Raw genomic sequence first — 20,121 nt, forward strand, 5'->3', positions numbered from 1 at the left:
AGGGAAAGCAGGGCGGTACGAAGGTGGGTCTTCATCAGGCTATCCTCGTAGAAAGGGCACATCGAAAGAGTGCCTGCGCGGATCCAAGGCGATCCGCGCAGGCAAGGCATCAGCGCTTGCCGAACGACACGCGCAGTTGGGCACCGAACACGCGCGGCTCGTTGTAGACGAGAGTGGTAGAGGTGACCGAAGGCGTGACGACGCCACCGGCTGCAGCGTAAGTGACGTCGAACAGGTTGCGCACGAAGAACCCAAGGTCGATGCCGCGATTTTCGATGTTGTTGAAGTCCAGCTTCAGGTTGACGGTGTCATAGGGCTTCTGGATGCCGTTGGTGTCAAGCGGACGCTCCACGTACCAGACCTTGGTGCTGTGGAACCAGTTGGCGTTGAACACCATTTCCGCGAAGTCGCCGAGATAGGTCGCGTAACGTGCGCCGCCGCCGATCGTCCACTTGGGCGTGTACGAGAACTTGTTGTTCACCGGGTTGGTGCCCAGCAACGGGATGAAAGCGGCCGGTGCGTCGTACTCGTCGTACTTGGCGTCGGTGTAGGCGCCGAAGCCGGACAGCGTGAAACCGCTCGTCGGCGTGATCGAGAAGTCGAACTCGGTGCCCTTGATCGTCGCCTTGGCGGCATTGATGATCAGGCTGCTGGGGTCGTTGGCGGGATTGCCGTCTCCGTCGAAGTCGGCGCCGGGGAAGATCGAGCGCTGGATGTTGTTGTACTTGCTGGTGTAGGCCGCGATGTTGAACCGGCCCTTCACGCCGCCCAGTTCCCAGCTGCTCTTGATGCCGGCTTCGTAGTCGGTGACCTTTTCCGGCTGGAACGTCTCGAAACCGTCGAAGTAGGGCGACATGCCGCTCTGGTTGAAGCCAGCCGAACGGTAGCCGCGACGGTTGGTGATGTAGAGGAACAGGTCGTCGTTGACCTTGTAGTCGAAGCCCAGGGTCCAGGTCGGTGCCTTGGAGCTTTCGGAACCGGTCTTGCCGCCGCGCGTGGAGCAGGCGTCAGGGCCGATGCGATCCGCCGTGTCCAATGCCGCGACCGAGCAGCCGCTGGACTTGTCCCAGGTGTAGCGGAAGCCGCCGTTGAAGCGCAGACCTTCTGCGAAACCGCCGAAGGCATAGCCGATCTGGCCGAACAGCGCCTTGCTGGTCGATGTGTTGTAGTTCTCGTTATAAGTAAAGGTCCTGCCCGGGATCACGGCCGAATAGGTCGCGCTGCCGTTCACCCCGGTCGGGTCGCTCTTGAGGTAGAAGGCGCCGACGATCCAGTCCAGGCGATCGTTCAGCAAGGAGCCGAGGATCTGGAACTCGTCGGAAATCTGCTCGACATCGGTATTCGACACGCCATCGTAGAGGCGCAGGTACGTGCCGTCCATGTCGCGAGCCGCCGCAATCTTGCTGCGGCGATAGCCGAAGATGTTCTTGAACGTGACTTCGCCCACTTCCAGTTCGGTGGTGTTGGCGACGCCCCAGAAGGTGCGGTGCGAATAGGGATCGATGCTGGTGCTGACGTCGCGAACGCCTGCCGCCTGTTGCTCGGCTAAGGCGATGTCGATGTCGCAACCGGCAACGCCGCAGTCGAAGTAGGGACGGTTCGCAGCCGTGCGGGCAGTGCCGCCGCCACTGACGGCGGGGTTCGGGTAGACGCCGTTGAGCACGGTACCGGTGCCGTTTTCACGCGCACGATACCAGTCGAACACGGTGGTGTTCTTAAGGCCATCGATCGGCTCCAGCAGCAGCGAAGCGCGGAAGGCGTCGTTGTGGCGATCGTCGAGGTCGCCGCCCGTGCCATGGTTCTTGGTGTAGCCGTCACGGCGGGCGATCTGACCCGCGACGCGCAGTGCCACGTGGTCGGCGACGATCGGCAGGTTCACCGCTCCCTCGAACGTCGTCTCGTTGTAGGACCCGAGCGTGACCTGGCCGTAGCCTTCCAGATCGTGACTGGGCGCGACGGGGTAGAGCAGCAGCGCGCCGCCGGTGGTGTTGCGGCCGAACAGAGTGCCCTGCGGCCCCTTCAGGACCTGGATCGAGCTGATGTCGAAGGTCGGCACGATGCTGCCTTCGTTGGGCAGCGGCACATCGGCGAAGTAGGTCACGACCGACGGCGCGGAGGCGCCTGCGGTTGCGCGGCGCTGACCGCGAATGACGATGGACGGCGTATCGCGAGACGTCTGCGGCGCGACGTTGAGGCCCGGCGTAGTGTACGTCAGGTCCTGCGTGCTGACGACGGCCTTTTCGCGCAGCATCTCGGCATTGAACGCAGTGACCGAGACGGGAACGGTCTGGGCGCTTTCCTCGCGGCGGCGCGCGGTGACCACGATATCGCCGCCGGGCTGATCGAGCGATTGTGCCTGAACTGCCGACTGGGCCTGACCTTCTGACTGGGCCTGTGCTTCCGACTGGGCAGCGGCGGGAGTGGCGGTGGCGAGAACGGTGGACGCGAGAAACAGAGCCGAAAGGCTGCGACAGGTCATTTTTTGTTACCCCATGTTATGTCGACCTGTCCCTGATCGCAGGCCGATATGTGCAAGACGCAGCCGATCGTGGATCATTCGCTTCGCCGTAAAAAATATTCTGGGTGACGGCGATGGGGCGCGGCCGCTAAAGAAAGCCGGACATTCGACAAGGAAGGCCGGACTCATTTTTTCCCTGCGCAGGACATCGCCGAACAGGCAGGAGCAGGCCGGGTCACATGCTCCGGACCTGTCTTTGCATGTGCCAGCCTTGCGTCGGTACATCGCCAAGCGGACGCAGCCGGCGGACGTGGAGGATCTGGTACAGGACGTGCTGATGCGCATGCACGTACGCGGGCAGACCGATCCGATCGCCAATGTGGAAGGCTATCTGTTCCAGGTCGCCGCCAGCGTCCTGACCGACCGTGCGCGCCGCGATGCCGTGCGCCATCGCGGGGCGCATCATGAACTGATAGAAGCGTTCCACCCCATCGACGAACTGACGCCCGAGCGGGTGCTGCGCGGGCGCCAGGACGTGGACCGGCTGGCGAATGCGCTCGAGGAAATGCCCGAGATGACGCGCGATGCCTTCGTGCTCCATCGCTTCGAGGAAATGTCCTACGACGCGATCGGGGTGTATCTGGGCATCTCGACCAGCGCGGTGGGGCGTCACATCATGAAGGCGCTGCGCTTCCTGGCGGCGAGGGATCTACCATGACCAGGGCGGTGGATCCCAGGCCGTTCGACGCGCATGCGCTGGAAAGGATCGATTCCCCCGAAGCGACGGCGGCGGCCTATTTCAGCATTTTCCGATCGCCCCGCGCGACGGAGCGAGATTACGAGGACTTCGAAAGCTGGCACGCGCGCGATGAGGCGAACCGTATCGCCTGGGCCAGCGTGGAGCGGGCGTGGGAAGGCTCTGCTGCCATGCGTACCGAAGCGCGGATCCTGGAGATCCGCGAGCGCGCTTTGGCTAATCGCAAAGGCCGCAAGCCGTGGGTGCGTCCCGCGATGGCGGCCTGCATGGCGATAGCGGTGGTTGGAGGGGCGGTGGCTGTCCAGCGGCACCGCCAGGCCTCGGCTCCGGCAGCGCCGGCGATTGCCGACAGCCGCGTGATCTCTACCGGCGTGGGTCAGCAGAGCACGTTCCGCATGACGGACGGCTCGGTAATCACCGCCAATACCGCCACCGCGCTGACCGTGGCGGAAAGCGACACCCGTCGCGCCACCACACTCCGCGAAGGCGAGGCATTTTTCGAAGTCGCCCGGAATCCTCGCAAGCCTTTTACAGTGGCGGCGAGCGGTGTGACGGTGACCGCCTTGGGCACCCAGTTCGCTGTGCGTACGACCGACGGCCGCGTGAACGTGACGCTGGGCGAGGGTCACGTTCGCGTCGACATGCCCGCAGCCGATGGCCGCGCCCCGCAGTCTACAGTGCTGCAACCCGGACAGGAACTGGTCTGGAACGGGCGCAGCTATCGCACCGCCGCCGTAGAGGTGGAGCGGCGGCTTGCCTGGCGCAGCGGCGTCATCGATTTCGACCGCGTGCCGTTGGAGCAGGCCGTGGCTGAGATCAACCGCTACAGCCAGCAGGAGATCATCGTCGCCAGCCCGGCGATTGCTGGCCACCCGATCAGCGGCACGTTCCGCATCGGCGTGACGCGCGGCTTTCTGCAAAGTCTGGAACTGGCCGGGATCGCCCGCGTGGAAAACGAAAGCTCCACCCGGGCGGAGCTTGTAGCGCCCTGAAGCGCATAATTCAGTCGAACTTGTAGCGAATACGCAGTCCGATCGTACGCGGCGATCCCGGAATGATGGTCGCGGCGGTATAGGCAGGGTTCAGCGTTCCGCCGCCGCTGGCATAGAACTTGTCCGCCAGATTGCGCCCCCAAAGCTCCAGATCGATCGGAATGCCGCCGGGTCCGCGCCACAACAGGCTGGCACCGAGCAGCCCATAAGCGGACTGGCGGGCGAAGGCTTCAGTTGGCCGTTCGGTCAGTCGGACGCCGCTGACGTAGGCATAGTCTGCGTTTAACCCGAGGCTGCCGAGCGTTCCCGGCAGTACGAATTCATGCGAGAGGGCCAGCGATCCACTGAAGGTGGGCGTGTAGGTAAACCGATTATGCAGCGGGTCGCTCCCCAACAAGGCGGTCAGAGCAGCAGGCGCATCGATGCGGGTGTAACGCGCGTCTATCCAGGAGCCGGTCAGCGTCAGATGTGTCCGCGCGCCAAGATCTAGCGAAACGTCCCCATCCAACCCCATGATCCGGGCCTTGGCGCTGTTGACGTAGAATGTCAGCGGATCAGTCGTCGGATTGGCATCACCGTCGAAATCGACATCAGGGAATAGCGCACGCTGAACGTCGTCGTACAAGCCCAGATAGCCCGCCACTGCGTAGGAGCCGTTCATGCCCGCGATATCGAAGCGTCCCTTGGAACCCAGTTCGATGTCAGTCAGCGTTTCCGGCCTGAAGGTCTGGAAAGCGGCCAGAGTTCCGCCCAGCGCAGGCGTGTTGTAGCCGCCGGACCGGAAAGCGCGGCGGCTGGTCAGGTAGACGCTGTGATCGCCCAGCCTCCGCGTCAGGGCAAAAGTCCAGGTCAGTCGTGCCGACCGGGCTTGGGCGCGAGTGCCTCCTTCACCCCGGCAGCTCCGTTCGGAGAGCGGTGCGAGCGTCACGGAACGCAAGGCGCAACCGCTGCTGCGCTCGCCCGTGTAGCGCAGCCCCAGGTCGGCAGTCGTATGCTCTGCCACCGGAACAGTGATCTGTCCGAAGACAGCGGCGCTGCGAAAGGTCTGGTAGCTGACCGCGTGAGAGGTAGGATTGGCTGGCGTGGTCAGGCGGGATAGGGTCTGGACTACCGGCCCTGCCGGCGCGCTTTCCAGATAGAAGGCTCCCGCGATGTAGCGCAGTTTCCTGGCGACGCCCTGAACCTGCAGTTCCTCGGTCCACTGTCGCAATTTCGCCGAGCTGAGAGAGTCGTTGATCGGCAGCGGTGTGCCATCACCGTCGAGGGCATAGCGGACGTGAATAGTGCGAAGGCCGGCGATGTTGCGGACCAGGAAGTCGCTGTCGCCATATTCCGTCACGTTGCCGACGCCTCGAAAACGGCGCTGGAAGCGAGGGGCTATACTGGACTGTGACGTCCGTCGATCCAGAGTTTTCTGGGCATCGAGATAGTCGTCGATGTCGCAGGCTCCGGCGCCGCAATCGAAATAAGGGGCGTTCTGCGCATTGCGAACGCTGCCGCCGGCATAGACCCCGGTCAAAACCAGCGCGGCGCCCATCTCGTCGGCATTGAACAGATCGAACGTCGTCGTCGAGCGCAGCGGACCATCGGGATCGAAGCGCAGGATGGCCCGCATCGCATCGCTATGGACTGTATCGGCCCTTTCCCCGGAACTCAGCCACATATAGCCGTTTCGGCGCGCTCGCTGTCCGGAAATGCGCAGTATCAGATTTTGCGAGATGGGACGTTCGACGGCGCCTTCCAACCGGTTCAGCCCGTAGTTTCCGATCTCACTCTCTACATAGGAGGGCGCGCCGGCGCCGGGTTGTACCGACCTCAGCAGAACCGCGCCGCTGGTGGCGTTGCGGCCGAACAGCGTGCCTTGCGGGCCGCGCAGGACTTCAGCCGAGGCCATGTCGAACAAGGGTGAAAGGGCAGCCTGATTGGGCAGGGGTACCTCGTCCTGATAGACTACAAGCGGCAGGCGGTTCTCGTCGCTGATCGACCGGCGCTGGCCGCGCATCACCAGCAGCGGGGTGGCGCTGCTGGTCTGTCCGGTGGCGACGAAGCCGGGAACGATGCGCGCCAGATCGGCCAGCGTCCGCACCGCTCGTTGTTCCAAAGCCGCGCTGTCGAAGTGGTTGACCAGCAAGGGCACGTCCAGGTCCCGCTCGGGACGACGGCGCGCGGAGACGAGGATTTCAGTGGTGTCCGCGACAGGAAACACAGACGGCCGCGCCTTTTCACGTGTGCCGGACGGGGCCTTGACGATCAGGTAAACCCCGGGCGCCACGGCGCGGACGGATAGCCCCATGCCCCGGATCATCCGGGAAAGCGCGTCGCCCACAGGAAGACGGCCATGCACTGCGCGGGTACGTCGCCGTTCCTCGCCCGGTACATTGAGCAGGATTTCGACTGCGGCTTGCCGACCCAGATTGGCAACTGCGCGAGACAGGGGCTGCGCAGGAACATCCAGTTCGGGCCCTTGCGCATAAGCCACCGACGAAGTGAGAACTGCGATTGCACCAGTGGCTTTCGCTATGCAAGCACGCAATCCGCTGTTTTCCCGGCAATTAAATTATGGGCTGGCCCTGTTGGCGCGAAACTATCGGAATTGCCGCTTTGCTTCAAGGTGACCCAAAGCCGCTGGAAAATTCAACTTAGTGTTCTGAGCAGTTTGTCCGGTGGCTTTATCCATCGGCAAATGTTTCCTCGCGGTCGGTGGAGTGAGGGCTCTCGAAGAATACCGTCGTTCGCGATCACGATCACAAACGGCGGCTCCGCCCCACGACGCGGCGTTACGCTTCCGGCAGGTATCGACCTATTTTGCGTCAAATCCGAAGGACGTCCAAATGGCTTCCATTTCGAACCGAACCGACCTTGGACGGGCAACCAGCCCGCCCGGCAGCCGCTTCGGCCCGAGCTGTTCGCCATTTGGACGCCTCGATGGTGCCATTTATGAGTTTACGGCCTAGCGTCTGCTCGCGACAGAATGGCTATTCCTTCGAAATAAAAGTCGGATCGACTGAGCGTAAAATTGTCCGTTGAGCTAGGAACGCCGCGAGTTGGGGCGGGGAACTAGTTGGTCCAGTGCGTCAGCATTGTTTCGGCCCCAGCCGTATAGAAGTTCGACCGGCTCGACGAAGCGTCGGCCAAGATCCGTCAGGCGATACTCCACCATCGGCGGAATGGCGCTCTGAACATGGCGGCTGATCAACCCGCTCGCCTCCATGTCGCGTACAGTCTGCGTCAGCATTTTCTTCGAGATGCCCGGCAGGCTGCGCAGCAGCACCCCAGTACGTGCATTTCCGTCATGACGGGCGTGGAGCGTGTGCAGGACCATACTGGTCCATTTAGTGGCGAACAGTTCCAGCACACGGCGGGGCGCGCAATCTTCTCGCCAATCATCGTCTGATGTTCCGGGCTGCATCTGGTTACCTTCTGGTGCCTGGGGTCGTGAATGGTGCCGTCTAGACCCAGCACACAACAATGCCTAGCTCGGACGGGACAAGGAGATGTTCATGACGAAAACGGCATTGGTGGTAGGCGCTAGCGGCATCGTCGGCAGTGCGACCGCTCAACTCTTGGTCGAACACGGCTGGGCAGTGCATGGCCTTGCGCGGCGGCCCACCGATCTGGCAGGCGTCCAGCCGGTTGCGGCGGACCTGCAGGATGCCGCCGCTACCGCCGAGGCGCTGCGTAACATTGATCCGGATGCCGTATTTATTACGACCTGGCTCCGGCAAGACAGCGAAGCGGAGAACATCCGCGTCAATTCGGCCATGGTCCGCAACCTGCTGAATGGCCTCCCTAAGCCCAAGGGTCCGCGTCACGTCGCGCTGGTCACCGGTCTGAAACACTATCTTGGGCCATTCGAGGCTTATGGAAAGGGGACGTTGCCACAGACCCCGTTCCGTGAAGAACAGGGACGCCTTGACGTCGAGAATTTCTATTATGCCCAGGAGGACGAGGTGTTCGCCGCAGCCGCGCGCGATGGCTTCACTTGGACCGTACACCGTCCGCACACTGTGATCGGTTTAGCTGTGGGCAACGCAATGAACATGGGCACGACGCTGGCGGTCTATGCGACGCTATGCCGCGAGACGGGACGGCCCTTCACTTTCCCAGGTTCTGCAGCGCAGTGGTCGGGGCTCACCGACATGACCGACGCAAATCAACTTGCTCATCACTTGCTGTGGGCGACGGAAACCGAAGCTGCGCATAACGAGGCCTTCAATGTGGTCAATGGTGACATCTTTCGTTGGCAGTGGATGTGGACTCGCATCGCCGACTGGTTCGGCTTCGAGGCCGCGCCTTTCGATGGCACAATTCGGCCGCTCGAGCAGCAGATGGCGGGTGATGTTGCACTGTGGCGCGAGATTGCGACCCGCGAGAGACTAGTGGAATCGGAACTCGCGCGCCTGGCTTCACCCTGGCATACTGATGCCGATCTGGGCCGTCCTATTGAGGTCGTGACAGACATGTCCAAAAGCCGGCGCCTCGGTTTCTCCAGATACCAACCCACCGACGATGCGTTCTTCGCCCTGTTCAAGCGATTGCGCACTGGTAGACTGATCCCGTGAATAGCTGCGAGATCAGTCCAGAGTTTCCGACCGGCGGCGACCCTTTGCGGCCGTTTAGCCGCTAAATTTCGACACTCAGGTCCGAACCGGCAGCTACCCCGGCAGTTCGCAACCAGATATCGGCGTTTGCCCGTCAGGCGCAAACGTCCGGATGTGACACGGAGCCAACGGAGTGGCATGAAGTCACTTGGCTGCACCCGCCCGGGAGGGCACGACGGAGGATCGTCCCAGCGTAATCCACTCGACAGCCTGAGCCGCACGCGCGAAGCTAAGGGCATGGATTTCATGAAGATCATCGAGTCGCTCGATGAGGCCCTCTACAGCGTCATGAGCTGGCTGATTTTCTATCCGATGACCCTTTGGCGAACGATCGTCGAACCTCAGAGGATGATGGACTATGCCGATCGCGAAGTCTCTGATCGACCGGACGAGCAGTATGACGACGCGATCCGCCCACCTCTTTTCCTGTTCCTGACGTTGCTCATTTCGCACGGCCTCGAGATCGCGACGGTTGCGCGCAACCCGCTCCTATCTGAAACGCGCGGTTTGGCGGCCTTGGTCGACAGCGACCTAGCGCTGCTGGCGCTCAGGATGCTGCTGTTCAGCCTATTTCCATTGATGGTGGCGGTCCGCCTGTTGCGTCGCCAGCACACACGCTTGAACCAGGCCAGCCTGCGCCGTCCTTTTTACGCGCAGTGCTACACGGCGGCCCCTTTCGCCTTGGTGCTAGGGATAGGCACTTTAGCTCCAAATCTGCCGTTCGCAGGCGCAGGCATCATTTCGGCCGGAGTGATTGGTGCGGGCACGGTATGGTATTTCGCCACTCTGGCTCGCTGGTTCGCGCGAAAATTGCACGTGCCCCTTCTCGTCGGTGCCGGCGACGCGTGCGTTGCCTCTCTCTACAGCATCGTTTTGTTCGTACTCGCTGCGACCATCATCCACTAGGCGAGGAATGCCGCATCGTGAGCACTTTTGACATAAGTCAGGCAGGGAACCGGGAGAATCGCGATGCATGTGAAATTTTTAGTGGCGTCTGCATTGGCCGTATTGGTTGCGGCGCCGGCTATAGCGCAGTCCAATTCCAGCGACGCGATCAATTTGATCTGCGTAGGCCAGGGCGAAAAGCTTGGGTCCGACTATGTGAATACTCTGGAGTGGGATCGATACGATCACAAGTATCGGACACGCAGTGATGTGCAAACAGAGTTGCAGAGCTTCTCATCGGCGGTGACCCTCCAGATTTACGCCAATGACGGCCGCATTCGCTTGCCGGAGAAGTTGATTCCACCACTCAATTCGGGCGGCGATCATCAGCACTGGTGGCAACTGAATGATCTTATTGTCGGCGAAAACGAGATTCGCGCCAGCTATCGGCTGAACGGGCTAAACAAGCCGAAGCTAAGGATTGACCGCCGGACTGGAGAGATCAATATCAAGGGCACAGGGCAGGACTTTTCCGGCACTTGCGACAAGGTCGATCCCGGACAGAAGCGGTTTTGATGGTCCACGCCAAGCTTACCTGGGTCGACCCTTCTTTGCCGTTCGGCCGCCAATTTGCGCTCCTCAGCTGCGGAACGTCCGTTCGGAGGTTTGGCTCTGAGAATGCAATGCTGAACGTTTCAGCAGCCCTTCGTATTCCGCTGAGGCAATTCCAGTCGGGCTGGATGGTCATGAAAGACATCAGCGGCAATCCGGTTTTTGGATGAGTAAACTTCGGCGAGGACCTCGAAGAGCATCGGATCATAAGCCTGCAGATCTCTGTCGGAAACGACCACGCCGCCGTCGTGTCGGAACGCCTTGTTGGAATTGAACCAGAACTGCGTGCCCTCGGCCCAGTATTCCTGCACGGTGACCGAAGCATAATCGCCTTTCCACAAGCCCTGTCCCAAAGCATGGCGATAAGCCGCCTCGACGCGCCCGTAGAGGGCGGGATCGACCCTTTCGATGGCGGAAAGGATGTTGTGCGAGAACTCGTGGACGAGGATGTTCTCGCCGAAATAGCGCGTGCCCGGCACGCCCAGCAGGTTCTCGGCGGCTCCGGTAGTATAGAATCCGCCCATGCCGCGTGCCCGGTTGTTCCAGTATTCGGCATCGGTCATGGCGGCGATCTTGGCGTAGCCCGCGCGTTCGCAGGGGGTCAGGCGCGGATCGTCCGCAGCAGGTTTCTTCCAGTCCCGCTGCTCGGGAAGATCCATCGTCCCTTCGTCAATCGCCATGACACCGACCCGCGCACCGCTGCGGACCAACTCGCGCAGAATGTCGGGCCGCTCGGCAGTTTCGGCAAGCACGATATCGCGGGCGATCAGCAAGGCGCTGTCCGGGACTTTCGCGGACGATACCACCGGTATGCTGCCCGCATCGGCATACTTGGCGTAGAAAGGGTCGAGACCGAGCGCGGCGGGCGGTGCGCTTATCGTCCAGCTTTCGTAACTCCCGATCACGGCATGGGCCATGCGCGCATCCTTCCCCGGCGGATGCGTACAGGCCGCGATGAGGAGCGGCAGTACAAGGGCCAGGCGGTGCGGGTTCATCGATGTTCTCCGGTTTCGAGGATCGGCCCGGTTCGGCGATGCGGAACCGGGCCGATCATTATCAGCGGTGGAAGCGCAGGCTCAGGAAGAACGTGCGACCGATCACGTCGTAGACGCCCGACTGGTAGCTCATTTCGAAGTTGGCCCCGCCCGCCTCAGCGCCCGGTATGCGCGGCGGCTTGCGGTCGAAGGCGTTGTTGAGGCCGCCCGACAGCTCGATATTGTCGGTCAGCGCCACGAAAGCCGAGAAGTCGTTGTAGAACACGTTCGGCGTCCAGACCTTGCTGTACTTGTCCGGCGTGATCGTGGTGGCGGCCTTCATCGGCGAGAAATGACGCAAGGTCCAGGTCACGCCCATACCCTCGCGCGCATAGCTCGTGCGAACGACACCCTTCCACTTGGGCGACCCGAAGATACCGGCATATTCGGTGATCGAATTGGGATCGGTAGGATCGAGCGTATAGCGACGCTTGAGCAGGCGGGTGTAGTTGGCGTCGATCGACAGTTTGCCCGCATTGTCGGAAAGCCCCAGCCGGGACAGCGGCAGGCTATAGCCCAGCCCGAAATCGATGCCCCGCGTCAGGTATTGCGACAAGTTCAGCTTCTGCGTCATCACGGATTCGAGATTGCCGTTGGCATCGCGCTGGATGAGCGGGCAGAAGATATTATCGAGGCTGGACTGGTCGACGCACTTGTCGATCAGCATCTGGGCGCCGAAGGCGTCGATCGCATTGCGCAAGTCGATGTTGTAGTAGTCGACGGTGAACGACAGGCCCGGCACGAAACGTGGCTGGAGCACGGCGCCGAGCGTCAGGGTCTTGGCGGTTTCCGGCTTCAGGTCGAGATTGCCGCTGGAAATGATATCGCGGTAGAGCCAGTAGCTGACGGTGTCGGCGGGGTTGATCGCCGCGCAGTTGGCGGCCGTATACTGGGTGCGGGTTGCGCGGTTGGTCAGGTTGTAGGTGTTGCAGGGATCGGTGATCCACAGCCCCGAAATGCTGTCGGCCGTATAGAGCTCTCCGATGTTCGGCGCGCGGACGGCTTGGCCGTAAGTGGCGCGGAAGCGGATGTCGGGGATCGGTGCCCATTCGCCGCCCACCTTCCAGGTCGTGGTCGATCCGGCGGTGCTGTAGTCCGACAGACGCAGGGCGCCGTCGACCGAGAGCGTATCGAAGAACGGCGTGTTCTTCAGGATCGGAACGTGGACTTCGCCGTAGACTTCCTTGACCGAATATTTGCCGACGAGAGTGCCCTGCATGGTGCCGATCGTCGGATCGTAGAGCGGACTGTCCGGGTTGTATTCGGGGATTGCGCCGATATCGTTGCGCTCCTTGCGGTACTCGCCGCCGAGCACGACCTGTACCGCACCGCCCGGCAGGTTGAACAGGCCGCCCGAGACATAGCCTGAGAGCACCTGCTGCGTCAGCGTCGATTTCGACCAGTGCGAGGTATAGGTAATATAGTCGATCATCTCCGGGGTCAGCGTGACCAGCGGGTTGATCGCCACGCAGCCGTTGCCAGGATCGTCGAGCGTACTGCGGCAGATGGCTTCGCCATTGGCACCTGTCGTGCTGTCGATGCCCATGTACCAGCGATCGTAGGCGGTCGAGTTGACATCGCGCACCCGCTGGGTGGTCTTGCCGTAACTGTAGTAGGTCGAATAGTTCCAGGGCTGGGCGAAGAGCGTGAAATCGCCTTCCGCGCCGGCCACGGCCTGGAACAGCTTGCGATCGTATTCCGTGACCGGAGCCGGCAGTTCCATGAAGCGCCGCGCGAACTGGACGCCGCCGGCGGGCACCGCGCCGCCGTTGGCTGCGCGCATCTCGTCAGTGATATAGGGGCTGTCGGCGGGAACCACATCGGTGCCGAATGCGGTCATCTGAAGGAAGCCCGCCTTCGAGGTATTGTGCGCGAACGTGGCGTTGGCGAAGAGCTTCAGCGCGTCGCTTACCTCGAAGCTGGCCGAGGCGCGGGTGTTGAAGCGCTCGGACGGAACCGAAAGATACCAGCCGTCGTAGCGCCCGTTGTATTCGCCGCCGTCGGTCAGCAAGGTGCCCAGCGGGTCGGTAGATGTGCCGAGGTTGACCGGCACGACGTTGACCAGGCCGCCGGGTCCGAGGATGGGATCGCGCAAGGTGCCGCTGTCGCGGCCCACCGAATAGAGCTTGCCGCCCAGCACCACTTGCGCGGCATCGGCCGTGTTGATGTTGCGGACATGGTCCTGGATGAAATAGGGACTGGAGCTGCTGGTGCGGGCGTAGATCGGGTAGCCGTCCGCCGTCCACGGCCGATCGGAACCGCTCACCGTGCCAGGCGTGTTCTCGTAGAAGCCGTAGACCGTGACGTTGCCGCGCCCCTCGGAGAAGTTCGTGCCTGCCAGAAGGTCGAACCCGTAAGTGTCCATGTCGCCGCGCGTCGAGGCGTTGTAGCGGGTGTTCGCCTCGATACCCTGGAAGTCCTTCTTGAGGATGAAGTTGGCCACGCCCGCAACCGCATCCGCACCGTAGAGCGCCGAGGCGCCGCCGGTGATCACTTCCACGCGCTGGACCAGGCTGGAGGGAATGTTGCTGAGGTCGACCGCAGAAGTGCCGGGGATTGCCGCGACCTGGCGGCGTCCATCGACCAGCACCAGCGTGCGCTGCGTGCCCATGCCGCGCAAGTCGAGCGCATTGACGCCCGCATTGCCCGCAAGGTTGCTGGTCTGATTGGTCTGGGTGACCGCCAGCGCCGGAAGCTGGTTGACGACATCGGCGATGTTCTGGGTGCCGGTTGCCTTGATCTGGTCGGCATCGACCACGGCGATGGGCGAGGGGCTGTCCGCGGCGGCGCGGCGTATGCGCGATCCCGTGACGACGATGTCATTGGCAGGTCGTTCGGCGGCGGCATCGTCGGCGGAAACCGGGACCGTCTGCGCATAGACCCCTGTCGAAAAGCCGAGACAACTGAGCATGAGTAGCGTCCGCAGCCCGCCTGCGGAAGTTCGATGTTCGTTCATGTGGTTATCGCTCCCTGACCCGCAACAATCCGTTACGGACGAGTCGTATACGATATTTTTAATACGAATTTGTCAAGGCGCACTGGTTTGGTAAAGCCAGCCTGGCAAATCGGTGCGGCATGCCGAGAAGGGGCGTCGTGGCGCCTCGTTATGCCGAAGGATTGCGGCGCGGCTATGTCGCGCTCAATACGTCCGGAAGACAGCATATCCTCGATCGACTTTAGCGATCCGAAGGGGGGCTTCATCGTATCGGCGAGCAGTTCGAAGGCTGGGGGTCCGCGCTGGCGGCGCTCATCACACAAAGTGATACTGAGCCAGTGCTTCGTCCTCTACGCCCTGCCGGCTGGTTTCCGCTGGAACCACGTACCCCGAGTAATGCTGATCGGTGCCGCAGCAAATCTGATGTCGCCATTTTCTGGTGAGGGCGCCAATCTGGCGATGTACGACAGTGTCGACGCCGCACGATGGTCCGCTCAGAATCTGGAGAATTTCTTCGGTGACCTGCGCCGCAAGGCGTGGCGGAACAGTTTGGCCCTCATTGACGGGCAACCGCTTCGGCGCCTCAATGCATTTTCATTTGATAAAAGGATGCTCGTTTGCTGAAGCGGCCGAGCCGATTTACCTGGGCATGTGCGACCGAGCTTGACCGCGGGCTGCCGCCAAGGTGCCCGTAAAGTCGATCTGCTTCCAAAGGTGCGCGAACACCGTGCTCGAGACGTCCGCTTGTCTCACTCAAGCGCTCCAGACCGGACCGAGCAAAATGTCCCACGGCACGGCGTTCCCCTCTAGCGGAACCGACCCATTGCCGACGCTCAGATGTCAATTTTCGATCCTTAGGTACGGACGATCCGCTCATCCGTCGGCTATTGCGAGCCTTGAAGGTGAAACGCAGGCCGCATAACGGCCCCTTCATACCGAAATCGCACGACGAAGAAATCGTCGCCCTTGTTGAAGATTAGGAAATACCGGTCGCCGACTTGGATCGAATAGGGCAAAAGTGCCCGTTAGGCGATACGTTACCTCGAACCCGCCTAGGTTTTAGAACAGTCCGGTATTGCCCACATGCTTCGACGGTGGGGCAAGGGAATGTTAGCGATCGTATACTGCGCCTGCTCCACCGAGATGACGCTACTGCTGTAACTGTAGCTCCGTAAAAACCGAAGCCCTTGAGTATTCTTGGCAGCATCCGCGGCTGTAGTGATGTCGCCACTGCCCGATGATGTCATTCGCGCACCAGATCGAGAGGTTTCATAGGGTCCGCATCATCGTTGAACTTCCGTGTACCATGATCGCCAGCCTCAAAGCAGCTTGTCGAGCGTGATGGGCAGGTCGCGGACACGCTTGCCGGTCGCGTTGTAAATCGCGTTGGCGACGGCGGCGCCGGTACCTGTGATGCCGATTTCGCCGATGCCGCGCGCGCCCATTGGAGCGTGGGGGTCCGGGAGGTCGGTCCAGATCACGTCGATCTCCGGCACGTCCATTTGAACCGGCACATGGTATTCCGACAGGCTGGGGTTCATCACCCGCCCCTTGCGCTCGTCGAACTGCGCCTCCTCCATCAACGCGAGGCCCAGACCCATGATTATCCCGCCACGAAACTGGCTGGTCGCCGTCTTGGGGTTGAGGATGCGCCCGCAATCGAACGAGCCGAGGAAGCGGCTGACGCGCGGCTCGCCGGTCACCGCGTTAACACGCACTTCGCAGAACATCGCGGCGTGGCTGTGCATTGACCAGTGCATCGTCTCCAGCGGCGGCGGCCCCTCGGCCTCCACGCTGACCATGTCCTGCCCGGCACGCGCGAGGATGGAGGCGTAGCTTTCGTGCCTCGCGGGCCCGTCGGCCTCGCACAGTCCTTCCTCCCGGCTGACTACCTCGTCCGGGCCAAGCCCCGCCAGCGGGGAATCGTTGCCGGCAAGCTTGAGCAGCGCTTTCACCAGTTCACGGTGCGCGGCACCGACCGCCGCGCCGATCGCCGCGGTCTGCTGCGATCCGCCTGCAAGGACGACGCCTGGCAGGGTGGAATCGCCATAGTTGAACGTCACCCAGTCGAGCGGCAACCCGAGGCGCTCGGCCGTGACCTGCGTCTGCGCGGTCGCAGTGCCCATGCCCATCTCGTGCGCGGCAATGTCGATGATTGCTCGACCCTCGCGCGTGAGGGTGATCCGCGCGGCGCCCCCGGGCATACGGTAATAAGGATAAGTCCCGGTGGCGCAGCCCATGCCGACGAGCCATTCTCCTTCCCTCCGCATCCCCGGGCGCGGATCACGCCGGGCCCAGCCGAAGCGCTGCGCGCCATCGCGCCATGCCTTTACGATGTGGCGGGAGGAGAACGGCAGGCCCGTGGCCGGATCCTTCTCTGGCTCGTTGCGGATGCGCAGTTCGATCGGGTCGATGCCGAGCGCCTCGGCCAGTTCGTCCATCGCGCTTTCCAGCGCGAACGTGCCGACCGACTCCCCCGGCGCGCGCATGAAGGTGTTTGCCAGCATGTCCAGTTCCACTATCTGCACATCGAGCTTCAGCGTCTCCGAAGCATAGGCGCTGCGCGTCGGCAGGATGAACGGCTCGGGCATCGCGTTGGTCGCGGTCTTGATGGTTACGCCGGTATGGATCAGCGCCTTGAGCTTTCCCTCGCGATCCGCCCCGAGCGCGACTCGCTGTTCGGTCGGCGAGCGGCCCCCGACCACGCGATAGACCCCCTCGCGCGACAGCACGAGGCGCACCGGACGGCCCGTCACCTTCGCTGCCATGGCCGCGAGAACCTGATGCTGCCACAGGCATTTGCCGCCGAACCCGCCGCCCACGAAGGGCGAAGTGATGACGACCTTCTCTTCGGGCATGCCGAACATCTGCCCGATCGACCAGGCGGTATGCGCGACGAGTTGCGAGGCGTCGTGGATGCGCAGCACGTCGCTCTGCCACGCGGCGGTGACGCCGTGCAGTTCGATCGCGTTATGGTTGTGGCGCGGCGTCAGGTAAGTAGCATCGACGCGCACTTCGGCCTGCGCCAGTGCCGCTTCCGCATCGCCGCGCTCGTCGTGCAGGGGCTGACCCATGAACATCGCAGGCCGGGTGCCTCGCCCCCGTGCCTCGGCGAAGGAGGTGAGCGCAGGCGCTTCCTCGTACGTCACGCGGATCAGCGAGGCCGCATGGGTTGCCTCCTCCTGCGTCCCGGCGAGGACGACCGCTACCGGCTCGCCGTTCCAGCGGATGTCGTCGCCCTGCATGATCGGTAGGTCGTCTCCACCCGCCGCCTTGGGAGCGGACATGAACACCGGCGGCAGCGCGAGGCGCGGGGCATTGCGATGGTCCATCACTGCGACGACGCCCGGCGCGGCCTCGGCAGGCGCGGTGTCGATGGCGGCGATGCGGCCCTTGGCGATGGTGCTGAAGACCAGCGCGGCATAGACCATTCCATCCATAGGGAATTCCGCCGCAAAGCGCGCCTGCCCGGACACCTTGAGCGGGCCGTCGATCCGCGACAGCGGCTTGCCGACATGCCCGTAGCGCTCCCGGATCAGGGGATCGGGCTCGCCCCCCGGAATCCAGCTATCGGGGGCGAGCGCCACCGCCTTCGCCATGACGCCCTGAACTGCGCCCTGTATCGCCTGCTTGGCGCCGCCGATGATGCTCATGCGATCTCTCCCGCAAGTTCCTCAAGCACGGCGACCATGGTCCGGCGCGCGAGTTCGATCTTGAAGCCGTTGCCCGACAGCGACCGTGCCTCGGCAAGCTCGGTGTCGGCCGCCGTCGCGAAGGCCAGCGACGCCGCCGGACCTCCGCGCAGTACCGCCTCGGCCCGCGCTGCGCGCCACGGCTTGTGCGCCACTCCGCCAAGCGCGATCCGCACGTCGCGGACAAGCCCGGCCTCGACTTCAAGCACGGCCGCGACCGAGACCAGCGCGAAGGCGTAGCTCGAACGGTCGCGCACCTTGCGGTAGGTCGAGCGGGCGGGCGGAGACAGCGGCGGCAGTTCGATGGCGGTGATGAGTTCGCCCGGCTCCAGCATCGTCTCGATGTCTGGCCGATCGCCCGGCAGGCGGTGGAGGTCGGCCAGCGCGATTTGCCGTGCCCCTTCCTCGCCGCGCAGATGGACCACGGCATCCAACGCGGCGAGCGCCACGCACATGTCGGAAGGATGCACCGCCAAGCACAATGCCGATGCGCCGAGGATCGCATGATTGCGGTTGAAGCCATCGATCGCGTCGCAGCCCGAGCCCGGACGCCGCTTATTGCAGCGCGACCCCGCCTCGTCATAGAAGTAGGCGCAGCGGGTCCGCTGGAGGACGTTGCCGCCCACGGTCGCCATGTTGCGAATCTGCGGGCTGGCGCCTGAAACGATGGCGCGGGTGAGCGAGGGGTAGCGCTGGCGCACCAGCCGGTGCTCGGCCAGCGCGGTATTGCGCACGGCGGCGCCGATCAGCAGGCCGCCGCCGTCCAGTTCCTTGATCCCGTGCGAGAGTCCGGTGACATCGACGAGGATTTCCGGCCGCTCAATCGTCTCGCGCATCAGATCGACGAGGTTGGTGCCGCCGCCCAGATACTTCGCGCCGGCGGCGCTGCCCTGTCGGACGGCATCGGAGGTATCGGCGGTGCGCGTATAGGTGAAGGGGTTCATTCGGCCGCCTCCACAAGAGTTTCCTGCGAATAGGTTTCGGCGATGGCCGCCACGATGCCGTTGTAGGCGCCGCACCGGCAGAGATTGCCGCTCATCCTCTCGCGAAGCTCGTCGCGGCTGAGATCGATGTCACAGTCGGAAAGGTCGGCGGTGACATGGCTCGGCACGCCGCGCGCAATCTCCGCCGCCATGCCCACCGCTGAGCAAATCTGCCCTGGCGTGCAGTAGCCACACTGGAAACCGTCATGCTCGACGAACGCCTGCTGCAACGGGTGCAGGTTGCCAGGTTGCCCCAGCCCTTCGATCGTTGTCACCGATCGTCCTTCGTACTGGACGGCCAGCGACAGGCAGGACAGCACGCGCTCTCCGTCGACAAGCACGGTGCAGGCACCGCAGGCGCCCTGATCGCAGCCTTTTTTGGTCCCGGAAAGGTGCAGGTGCTCGCGCAGGAAATCCAGAAGCGAGACACGCGGGTCGCGCGGAATTTCGGCGGCCTCGCCGTTGACGGTCATGGACATGCGTGAACCTCTCGCATCAGGCATGCCCGACGTGGCGCTGCCTCGCACCTGAACAACCTTCCCGAATGCGATTGGTGCCCGGCTGGCGCTCATCGGACCAGTGCGTGCGGCGGTACGATGGCGAGCTGGACATCAGGTCGTGACGATGCGCAGTGATTTCTCGATCTCGCCGCCGCAATAGGCGTCATCTTATTTCGCGTGGCTGTCCCCGGCCGGTCGAGCCAGTCGCGGGTTTGCCTGCCTCCGCCGGGTCAGGGCGGTCACCCGAGGCGCGGTATTCACAAGACGCGCAGCGATCTCTTCGAAGCGGTCGGCCACCGTCGAGTAGCGTACGCCTGTAACGATATCTGCAACTCCCGCATCGTCGGGCCCCCGCAGGGTCCACATCTCACGCCCGCCATCCAGCGTCAGTTCGTCCAGCACGTCGTTCTTATCGTTCACGACCTTGGCGCAGCACGCACGGTCACGAATGCGAATGCGAATGCGCTCGCGTTGTCTACGAGGACCGGCGGCCCCATAAAGGGGACCGGCAGATCAGCGCGAACGAGGGCCGTGAGTTCGCCGATTTCGTCGCTGTCGTGCTCCGTCCAGCTCTTCCCGGCATAAGCGAGGATTTCGTGGATGGACTGCCCGCGAAACGGGACGGGTCAATAGTAGAGATCGAAGTCGGCCATGGCGTGCACGCTCCCGTGC

15 protein-coding genes are annotated in these 20,121 nt (G+C 63.0%); 6 read left to right on the plus strand and 9 right to left on the minus strand.

All coding sequences use genetic code 11. The features are described 5' to 3' along the window. Positions 1-109 precede the first annotated feature (109 nt). Positions 110-2,479 (minus strand): TonB-dependent receptor domain-containing protein, encoded by a 2,370-nt coding sequence (locus RT424_RS11190; protein ID WP_313437779.1) that lies wholly within the window; start codon positions 2,477-2,479, stop codon positions 110-112. Positions 2,480-2,720: 241 nt separating this feature from the next. On the opposite strand from RT424_RS11190, the gene RT424_RS11195 reads away from it, so the two are divergent. Beyond that, positions 2,721-3,176 carry a sigma-70 family RNA polymerase sigma factor gene (locus RT424_RS11195; protein ID WP_313437782.1) on the plus strand — a complete coding sequence of 152 codons (456 nt, stop codon included), beginning with the start codon at positions 2,721-2,723 and terminating at the stop codon, positions 3,174-3,176. Then, a complete protein-coding gene (locus RT424_RS11200; RefSeq protein ID WP_313437785.1) occupies positions 3,173-4,207 on the plus strand; it encodes a FecR domain-containing protein in 1,035 nt (344 codons plus the stop codon). The genes RT424_RS11195 and RT424_RS11200 overlap by 4 nt, the downstream gene beginning before the upstream one ends. A 10-nt stretch (positions 4,208-4,217) precedes the next feature. On the opposite strand, the gene RT424_RS11205 is transcribed toward RT424_RS11200, so the two are convergent. Both RT424_RS11205 and RT424_RS11210 read right to left on the minus strand, forming a co-directional pair. After that, positions 4,218-6,686 (minus strand): TonB-dependent receptor, encoded by a 2,469-nt coding sequence (locus tag RT424_RS11205; protein ID WP_313437788.1) that lies wholly within the window; start codon positions 6,684-6,686, stop codon positions 4,218-4,220. Positions 6,687-7,235: 549 nt separating this feature from the next. Continuing rightward, positions 7,236-7,616: a helix-turn-helix domain-containing protein gene (locus tag RT424_RS11210; RefSeq protein WP_313437791.1), complete on the minus strand. Its 381-nt coding sequence runs from the start codon at positions 7,614-7,616 to the stop codon at positions 7,236-7,238. A gap of 91 nt (positions 7,617-7,707) precedes the next feature. On the opposite strand from RT424_RS11210, the gene RT424_RS11215 reads away from it, so the two are divergent. The 3 genes from RT424_RS11215 to RT424_RS11225 all read left to right on the plus strand — a co-directional run bounded on the left by RT424_RS11215 (position 7,708) and on the right by RT424_RS11225 (position 10,269). Further along, positions 7,708-8,769, plus strand: a complete 1,062-nt coding sequence (locus RT424_RS11215) for an SDR family oxidoreductase (RefSeq protein WP_313437793.1) — start codon at positions 7,708-7,710, stop codon at positions 8,767-8,769. Between the two features lie 276 nt (positions 8,770-9,045). Next, complete coding sequence (locus RT424_RS11220) at positions 9,046-9,714, plus strand: hypothetical protein (protein ID WP_313437795.1); 669 nt, start codon at positions 9,046-9,048, stop codon at positions 9,712-9,714. A gap of 63 nt (positions 9,715-9,777) precedes the next feature. Beyond that, positions 9,778-10,269: a hypothetical protein gene (locus RT424_RS11225; protein ID WP_313437797.1), complete on the plus strand. Its 492-nt coding sequence runs from the start codon at positions 9,778-9,780 to the stop codon at positions 10,267-10,269. Positions 10,270-10,388: 119 nt separating this feature from the next. Here the strand turns inward: RT424_RS11225 and RT424_RS11230 are convergent, their stop codons facing one another. Further along, entirely contained in the window at positions 10,389-11,300 is a 912-nt protein-coding gene (locus RT424_RS11230) for a glycoside hydrolase (protein WP_313437800.1), read from the minus strand. 61 nt (positions 11,301-11,361) lie between these two features. Beyond that, the gene (locus RT424_RS11235; protein WP_313437802.1) at positions 11,362-14,295 is read right to left on the minus strand and encodes a TonB-dependent receptor domain-containing protein; all 2,934 of its coding nucleotides are present in this window, start codon (positions 14,293-14,295) and stop codon (positions 11,362-11,364) included. A gap of 375 nt (positions 14,296-14,670) precedes the next feature. Between RT424_RS11235 and RT424_RS11240 the strand changes: the two genes are divergently transcribed. After that, positions 14,671-14,898 carry a hypothetical protein gene (locus tag RT424_RS11240; protein ID WP_313437805.1) on the plus strand — a complete coding sequence of 76 codons (228 nt, stop codon included), beginning with the start codon at positions 14,671-14,673 and terminating at the stop codon, positions 14,896-14,898. Positions 14,899-15,593: 695 nt separating this feature from the next. Here RT424_RS11240 and RT424_RS11245 read toward each other — a convergent pair. The 4 genes from RT424_RS11245 to RT424_RS11260 form a co-directional block, all read right to left on the minus strand. Then, complete coding sequence (locus RT424_RS11245) at positions 15,594-17,927, minus strand: xanthine dehydrogenase family protein molybdopterin-binding subunit (RefSeq protein ID WP_313437808.1); 2,334 nt, start codon at positions 17,925-17,927, stop codon at positions 15,594-15,596. After that, positions 17,924-18,910, minus strand: coding sequence for a xanthine dehydrogenase family protein subunit M (locus RT424_RS11250; RefSeq protein ID WP_313437811.1), 987 nt, complete (start codon positions 18,908-18,910; stop codon positions 17,924-17,926). Before RT424_RS11250 ends, RT424_RS11245 begins: the two co-directional genes overlap by 4 nt. Continuing rightward, complete coding sequence (locus tag RT424_RS11255) at positions 18,907-19,428, minus strand: 2Fe-2S iron-sulfur cluster-binding protein (protein ID WP_313437870.1); 522 nt, start codon at positions 19,426-19,428, stop codon at positions 18,907-18,909. Before RT424_RS11255 ends, RT424_RS11250 begins: the two co-directional genes overlap by 4 nt. A gap of 189 nt (positions 19,429-19,617) precedes the next feature. After that, positions 19,618-19,869 (minus strand): hypothetical protein, encoded by a 252-nt coding sequence (locus tag RT424_RS11260; RefSeq protein ID WP_313437814.1) that lies wholly within the window; start codon positions 19,867-19,869, stop codon positions 19,618-19,620. Between the last annotated feature and the right edge of the window lie 252 nt (positions 19,870-20,121).

Source organism: Novosphingobium sp. (genome assembly GCF_032093395.1).
Lineage (GTDB): Bacteria > Pseudomonadota > Alphaproteobacteria > Sphingomonadales > Sphingomonadaceae > Novosphingobium.